The following is a 6,419-nucleotide window of genomic DNA, read 5'->3' on the forward strand; positions in this document are numbered from 1 at the left end:
AAAAAGATCGCCAAGACCGCCCTGCGGCCGATGCGCCGCGGTTATTCCCGCTGAAGCGCCGATTCGTTCCGGCTGGCCATGGCTGCCGCGATCAAGGACCGGCTCAGTAAAGATTTACAGGCGGCGATGCGCGCCCGGGATCGGGTGCGCGTCACCGCCTTGCGCATGTGGCTGGCGGCGGTGCGCCAGCAGGAGATCGACTCCCGGACGACGCTCGACGATGCGGGAAGCCTCGCGCAACTGGAGCGGCTGGTCCGCCAGTACCGGGATGCCATCGGGCAATATCGTCGTGCCGGCCGCGGCGAGTCGGCAGCACGGGAAGAGGCGGAACTCTCGGTATTGGAGGGCTACCTGCCGCCGCCGCTGAGCGAGAATGCGTTGGCGGAACTGATCCGCGACGCGATCGCGGAAGCCGGGGCGTCTTCCGTGCGGGACATGGGCCGGGTCATGAAGATCCTGCGTCCGGGCCTGCAAGGGCGTGCCGATATGGCGCAGGCCGCGGCCAAGGTCCGGCAACTGCTGGGCTGAGGTTGCCCGTGTCCCGCGCGGTTTTCCCGGACGGCGCGGCGGGCGCCGCCTTCTCCGTCGCGCCTCCCGCGGGGCCGTATATACTGCATACCCGGAGGCCCCCGGCATGACAGGCAGGATCCCCGATTCTTTCATTGCGCAGGTTTTGGAGCGCACCGACATCGTCGCGTTGATCGGCGGCTACGTGCCGCTGCGCAAGGCGGGGCGCGATTCCGTGGGGCTGTGCCCGTTCCACAAGGAAAAGACCCCGTCTTTCACGGTCAGCCCCGAAAAGCAGTTCTACCACTGTTTCGGTTGCGGCGCGTCCGGCACCGCTATCGGCTTTCTCATGAAGCATGCCGGTATGCAGTTTCCGGATGCGGTGGAGGAATTGGCGCATCGCGCCGGCATGGAGATGTTGCGGGAGGGGGGCGGCGGCCATGGCGGCGGCCGGCTGCGGGAGATCTACGCATTGTTGCAACGGGCGGCGGAATATTACCGGCGGCAACTTCGCGGAGAGCCGGGCAAGAAGGCCAGGGATTACCTGCGCCGGCGGGAGATCGGCGAACAGGCCGCCCAGGCATACGGCTTGGGCTATGCCGCGCCCGGCTGGGATGGACTGCTGCGGGAACTGGGAGGCGACGAGGCCGCGCGCCGGCTGTTGGTCGAGGCCGGGCTGGCGAAAGAACCGAAAGAACGTGGCAGCGGGATGTACGACCGTTTTCGGAACCGGATCATGTTCCCCGTTTATGGCCGCCGCCGCGACCGGCCGGTAGGTTTCGGCGCTCGCGCCATCGGCACGGACGAACCCAAATACCTTAATTCTCCGGAGACCGCGGTCTTTCGCAAGGGGCGCGAGTTGTACGGGGCGCACATGCCCCTGCGCGAGCGCGGCCCGCTTGAGCGGGTGTACGTGGTGGAAGGCTATCTGGACGTGATTTCCCTTGCGGAACGGGGGGTCGCCAATGCGGTCGCTGCTCTGGGGACCGCCGTCACGCGGTCCCAGCTGGAGTCCGCGTTCCGGCTTTGCCGGCAGCTGGTGCTGTGTTTCGATGGCGACGCGGCCGGCCGCAATGCCGCGGGCCGGGTCCTGGAGACCGCCTTGCCGCTGCTGCGCCCCGGCATGGAATTGCGCTTTTTGCTGCTGCCGGAAGGAGAAGACCCGGACACTTTCGTGCGGCGGGTCGGGGCGGCTCGCTTTGCCGATTTGTCCCGGACGATTCCCTTGTCGGATTTCCTGATCGGCAAGGTGCGCGAGGGGCTGGCCCTGGACAGCCGCGAGGGGCGGGCCCGTTTGCTGGACCGCGCGGCGAAGTACCTCGAGCGCCTGGGAGACCCGTTCCTGCGGCGCCTCATTCTGCAGGACCTCGCGCCTCTGGTGGGGATGGATGCCGATTTCCTGGAGCTGCAGATCCGCGCGCGACCGGAGGCGCCGCTGCGGACGGAGGCCGCACGGCCCCCGGAGTCTTCGCTGGTCGGAAACATTATTGCCCTGATCCTGCAACGACCGGCGCTGGCCTTGCGGGTTGCGCAACCGGAGTCGTTGCGGCGGCTCGAAGTTCCGGGGGCCGATTTCCTGGCGGATCTGGTGCAGTGGGTATGCGACCACCCCCAGGCCGCTTGCGCCGGCATCCTGGAGCATTGGCGCGGCAGCCGCTACGAAAAGAGGTTGCAAGAGCTGGCTGCGGTGACATCGCCGATTGACGAGGAGGCCGTCCTGGAGAAAGAGTTGCAGGGCGCCTTGGCCCGGTTGCGGCAACGCCACGACCGGCAACGGCTGCGCGCGTTGATCGCCAAGGGGCCGGAAGGGCTTGGCCCGGAAGATCGGGAGGAACTCCAGGCCCTGCAACGGTCCTGTACCGAATCCCCCCGGGCGGGAATTTCTTGAACGGGAACCCGGCGATGTATGGGAACGCGGGGGTCGTTCCGACTGCCGTGTTCCCTCGTTAAGGCGCGTCCTGTGACCGCGCCGCGGATACCGATCCCCCCCTACGGAGGCGGCAATGCGCTCCGCCCTCTTTATGTCGCGGACCCGCCGCGGCGGCAGGCCCTGCTCGAACAGGCCGCGCGATTGCCGTCCCTGGTGCTCGGCCCGGCGGCGGCGGCGAATGCGGTCATGTTGGGCGGAGGGTATTTTCATCCCCTGCAGGGCTATATGGATGCGGCAGACGCTTTGCGCGTTGCGGAAGAGATGCGAACGACGGCCGGGCTGTTCTGGCCGGTGCCCTGCCTGAACCTCTGTCGCGAGCGGCCTCCCTCCCGGCTGTCGCGGCTGGCTCTGCGCGACCCGAATATATCGGGCAATCCGTTGCTCGCCGTTCAGGAGGTGACCCGGGTGGATACCCTGAGCCAGGAACAGCTGCGCCGCATTGCCCGCGCGGTATTCGGGACTCAGGATCGCTCCCATCCCGGGGTTGAGACCTTTCTGGCGCAGGGCCGTTATGCCGTGGCGGGGCCCGTTCAGGTGCTGAATTACAGTTATTTCGAAAAAGATTTCCCCGATACCTTTCGCACGGCGGTGCAGCTGAGGCAGGCCATCGGGGAGCTGGGCTGGAGGCGGGTGGTGGCCTTTCAGACGCGAAACCCTATGCACCGTGCCCACGAAGAGCTGTGCAAAATGGCGCAGGCGGAGGTGTCGGCGGACGGTATCCTGATCCATATGCTGCTTGGGCGGCTGAAGCCGGGGGACATCCCGGCCTCCGTGCGGGATGCGGCGATACGTAAAATGGTGGAGGGCTATTTCCCGCGCGACACGGTGCTGATCAGCGGTTACGGCTTCGATATGCTCTACGCCGGCCCACGCGAGGCGGTGTTGCACGCCATCTTTCGCCAGAACGCCGGCTGTACCCATCTGATTGTGGGGCGTGACCACGCCGGGGTGGGCAACTTCTACGGCCCCTTCGACGCCCAGACCATTTTCGAGTCGCAGGTTCCTCCCGACGCCTTGCAGATACGAATTTTCAAAGCCGATCACACCGCCTATTCTCGCAAGCTCGGGCGGGTGGTCATGATGCGGGAGGCCCGCGACCACCGTCCTGAGGATTTCGTATCCCTCTCCGGGACCCGGGTACGGGAGTTATTGAGTGCGGGCGAGGCCCTCCCGGAAGAATTTGCGCGCCCTGAAGTGGCGGCGATACTCCAGCGCTATTATCGCTCCCTGAAAGGGCGGCATTGAACCGCGCCCGGGCGCCGCGGGGCGCCGCGCGTTACTGCTTCATAGCCTGGAAGAATTCGGCGTTGGTCTTGGTGGCTTTCAGCCGCTCCAGCAGGAATTCCATGGCCGCGGTCTCCTCCATGGGATGCAGCACCTTGCGCAGGATCCATATTTTTTGCAGCTCGTCCGGTTTCGTGATTAATTCTTCCCTGCGGGTGCCGGAGCGATTGATGTTGATCGCCGGGTAGATCCTTTTCTCGGCAATCTGCCGGTCCAGGTGGATCTCCATGTTGCCGGTGCCTTTGAATTCCTCGTAGATCACGTCGTCCATGCGCGAGCCGGTGTCAATCAGCGCGGTTGCGATGATCGTCAGGCTCCCGCCCTCCTCGATGTTGCGCGCCCCGCCGAAGAAGCGCTTAGGACGCTGCAGGGCATTCGCGTCCACGCCGCCGGTCAACACCTTGCCGGAAGAAGGCACCACGGCGTTGTAGGCGCGGGCGAGCCGGGTGATGGAATCGAGCAGGATCACCACGTCTTTCTTGTGCTCCACCAAGCGCTTGGCATACTCGATTACCATCTCGGCCACTTGCACATGGCGGGCGGCGGGTTCGTCGAAGGTGCTGGACAGCACCTCGCCGCGCACGGAGCGCTCCATCTCGGTTACTTCTTCCGGGCGCTCGTCAATCAGGAGAACGATCAAGTGGCATTCGGGATGGTTTGCCGCTATGGACTTGGCGATGCTCTGCAACATCATGGTCTTCCCGGCCTTGGGCGGCGATACCACCAGCCCGCGCTGTCCTTTGCCGATCGGCACGATCAGGTCAATGATCCGCGGCATCAGGTCTTCCGTACTGCCGTTGCCGCGTTCCAGGGTGAGCCGGTCGTGCGCGAACAGCGGGGTAAGGTTCTCGAACAGGATTTTGCTCTTGGCTTTTTCCGGCGGCTCGTAATTGATCTCGTTTACCTTGAGCAGGGCAAAATACCGTTCGCCGTTTTTGGGCGGGCGTATCTTTCCGGAAATGTTGTCGCCGGTGTGGAGATTGAAGCGGCGGATCTGGCTCGGGGATACGTAAATGTCGTCCGGACCCGCGAGATAGGAGCTGTCCGCCGCGCGCATAAAGCCGAATCCGTCCTGCAGGATTTCCAGGACGCCGTCGCCGTAGATGTCCTCCCCCCGCTGTGCCTTGGTCTTCAGGATCTCGAAGATCACGTCCTGCTTGCGGGAACGGGCAAGACCTTCAAGGCCCAGGGAGTGGGAGAGCTTGATTAACTCCTGTGGAGGCTGGCGCTTTAACTCGGTAAGTTTCATGGCGATTCCAGATTCAGGCCGTTCACCTTCGGCCTGAGACGTTTTTGGCTCCCCGCCGCTTTTCCCTCTTTGGCGCGCCTGAAGCCGACGGCTTCAGACGCTTCGGGGAGCGGCACGGGAGCGGGAGGATAGCACCTTGCAAGGGCTGTGTCCATGCCTCCTAGATATTGCTGTCTATGAACGCGCCCAACTGGGATTTGGACATCGCCCCCACCTTGGTGGCCGCGATATTCCCTTTCTTGAATATCATGAGCGTGGGGATGCCGCGTACGGAATACTGTTGCGGAATGCTCTGGTTTTCATCTACGTTCATCTTCGCCACCACGATCCGGTCCGCGTATTCTTTGGCGATTTCCTCCAGGATTGGGGCGATCATCTTACAGGGACCGCACCACTCGGCCCAGTAGTCCACGATGACGGGTTGTTCGGAATTCAGCACCTGCTCCTCGAAGGAGGAATCGGTGACGTGAATAATGTTCTCGCTCATGGGCGTTTTACCCTCCTGCCGACTCGTACCTGCTAATTATGCTACCATCCCCAGGGCCAGACATACCAAGGCGGGCCATTCACACTGGCACTTCGCGCTCACCCCCTCGCTGGCGGGGAAGGAGCGATGCGCGACCATACATAATAGTACTGCATGCGATTCGAGACACTTCCGTTACATGAATTCTTGTCCCGCGGCATAGAATCGCTGGGATTTAGCGAATGCACTCCTATCCAGGCCGACGCCCTGCCGTTGCTGCTCGCGGGACGGGACGTGGCCGGTCAGGCACAGACCGGCACCGGCAAGACGGCCGCGTTCTTGCTTGCTGCAATGCAATACCTTCTGGCTCGCGGCCAAGGGCGCCTCCGTGCCGGTCGGCCGCGGGCGCTCATCGTTTCGCCCACCCGGGAATTGGCCGTGCAAATCCATAGCGATGCGCAGGCCCTCGGGCGCTATACCGGCCTGCGGCTGGCGCTGGTCTATGGAGGCGTGGATTACGAGCAGCAGCGCGATTCTTTGCGCCAGCCCGTGGACATCCTGATTGGCACCCCGGGGCGTCTCATAGACTACTATCGTCAGCGCATCATTAGCTGGCAAGACCTGAGCGTGGTCGTGCTCGACGAGGCGGACCGCATGTTCGACCTCGGCTTCATCCGCGATGTGCGCTTCCTGCTCCGGCGCATGCCGCCTCCCGAACAGCGGTTGAGCATGCTGTTTACCGCTACCTTGCCCTGGCGGGTGACGGAGCTGGCCTACGAACACATGAATAACCCGGAATTGATTCGCATTCGCCCGGATAAGATCACCGTGGACGGAGTCTCCCAGCAACTCTACCACATCTCCAACGAAGATAAGATGGCGCTGCTGGTCGGGCTGTTAAGGCGCATCAACCCGCAACGCACCATCATATTCGTCAATACCCGTCGCGGCGCCGACCGTGTCCACGGTTGTCTGCAGGGCAA

General features: G+C 63.7%; 6 protein-coding genes. 4 read left to right on the top strand and 2 right to left on the bottom strand.

The genetic code is table 11. The annotated features are described in order from the left end of the window. Positions 1-78 precede the first annotated feature (78 nt). The 3 genes from OXU43_03790 to sat all read left to right on the top strand — a co-directional run bounded on the left by OXU43_03790 (position 79) and on the right by sat (position 3,682). The gene (locus OXU43_03790) at positions 79-528 is read left to right on the top strand and encodes a GatB/YqeY domain-containing protein (GenBank protein ID MDD9824279.1); all 450 of its coding nucleotides are present in this window, start codon (positions 79-81) and stop codon (positions 526-528) included. Positions 529-634: 106 nt separating this feature from the next. Beyond that, positions 635-2,395, top strand: coding sequence for a DNA primase (dnaG, locus tag OXU43_03795; protein MDD9824280.1), 1,761 nt, complete (start codon positions 635-637; stop codon positions 2,393-2,395). 72 nt (positions 2,396-2,467) lie between these two features. Beyond that, positions 2,468-3,682 (top strand): sulfate adenylyltransferase, encoded by a 1,215-nt coding sequence (gene sat / locus OXU43_03800; protein ID MDD9824281.1) that lies wholly within the window; start codon positions 2,468-2,470, stop codon positions 3,680-3,682. 31 nt (positions 3,683-3,713) lie between these two features. Here the strand turns inward: sat and rho are convergent, their stop codons facing one another. Together rho and trxA are read right to left on the bottom strand one after the other, a co-directional pair. Continuing rightward, on the bottom strand, positions 3,714-4,970 hold the full coding sequence (gene rho / locus OXU43_03805) for a transcription termination factor Rho (GenBank protein ID MDD9824282.1): 1,257 nt from the start codon (positions 4,968-4,970) through the stop codon (positions 3,714-3,716). Between the two features lie 160 nt (positions 4,971-5,130). After that, positions 5,131-5,457 (bottom strand): thioredoxin TrxA, encoded by a 327-nt coding sequence (gene trxA / locus OXU43_03810; protein ID MDD9824283.1) that lies wholly within the window; start codon positions 5,455-5,457, stop codon positions 5,131-5,133. Between the two features lie 153 nt (positions 5,458-5,610). Between trxA and OXU43_03815 the strand changes: the two genes are divergently transcribed. Beyond that, the coding region (locus OXU43_03815; GenBank protein ID MDD9824284.1) for a DEAD/DEAH box helicase at positions 5,611-6,419 on the top strand (809 nt) is incomplete at its 3' end.

The sequence above is a fragment of the Gammaproteobacteria bacterium genome (assembly GCA_028817255.1).
Classification (GTDB): Bacteria; Pseudomonadota; Gammaproteobacteria; order Porifericomitales; family Porifericomitaceae; genus Porifericomes; species Porifericomes azotivorans.

Bases quoted from the DNA above. Each gene is read 5' to 3' on its own strand.
- OXU43_03790 (MDD9824279.1), top strand. From the start codon at position 79: ATGGCTGCCGCGATCAAGGACCGGCTCAGTAAAGATTTACAGGCGGCG.
- dnaG (MDD9824280.1), top strand. From the start codon at position 635: ATGACAGGCAGGATCCCCGATTCTTTCATTGCGCAGGTTTTGGAGCGC.
- rho (MDD9824282.1), bottom strand. From the start codon at position 4,970: ATGAAACTTACCGAGTTAAAGCGCCAGCCTCCACAGGAGTTAATCAAG.
- trxA (MDD9824283.1), bottom strand. From the start codon at position 5,457: ATGAGCGAGAACATTATTCACGTCACCGATTCCTCCTTCGAGGAGCAG.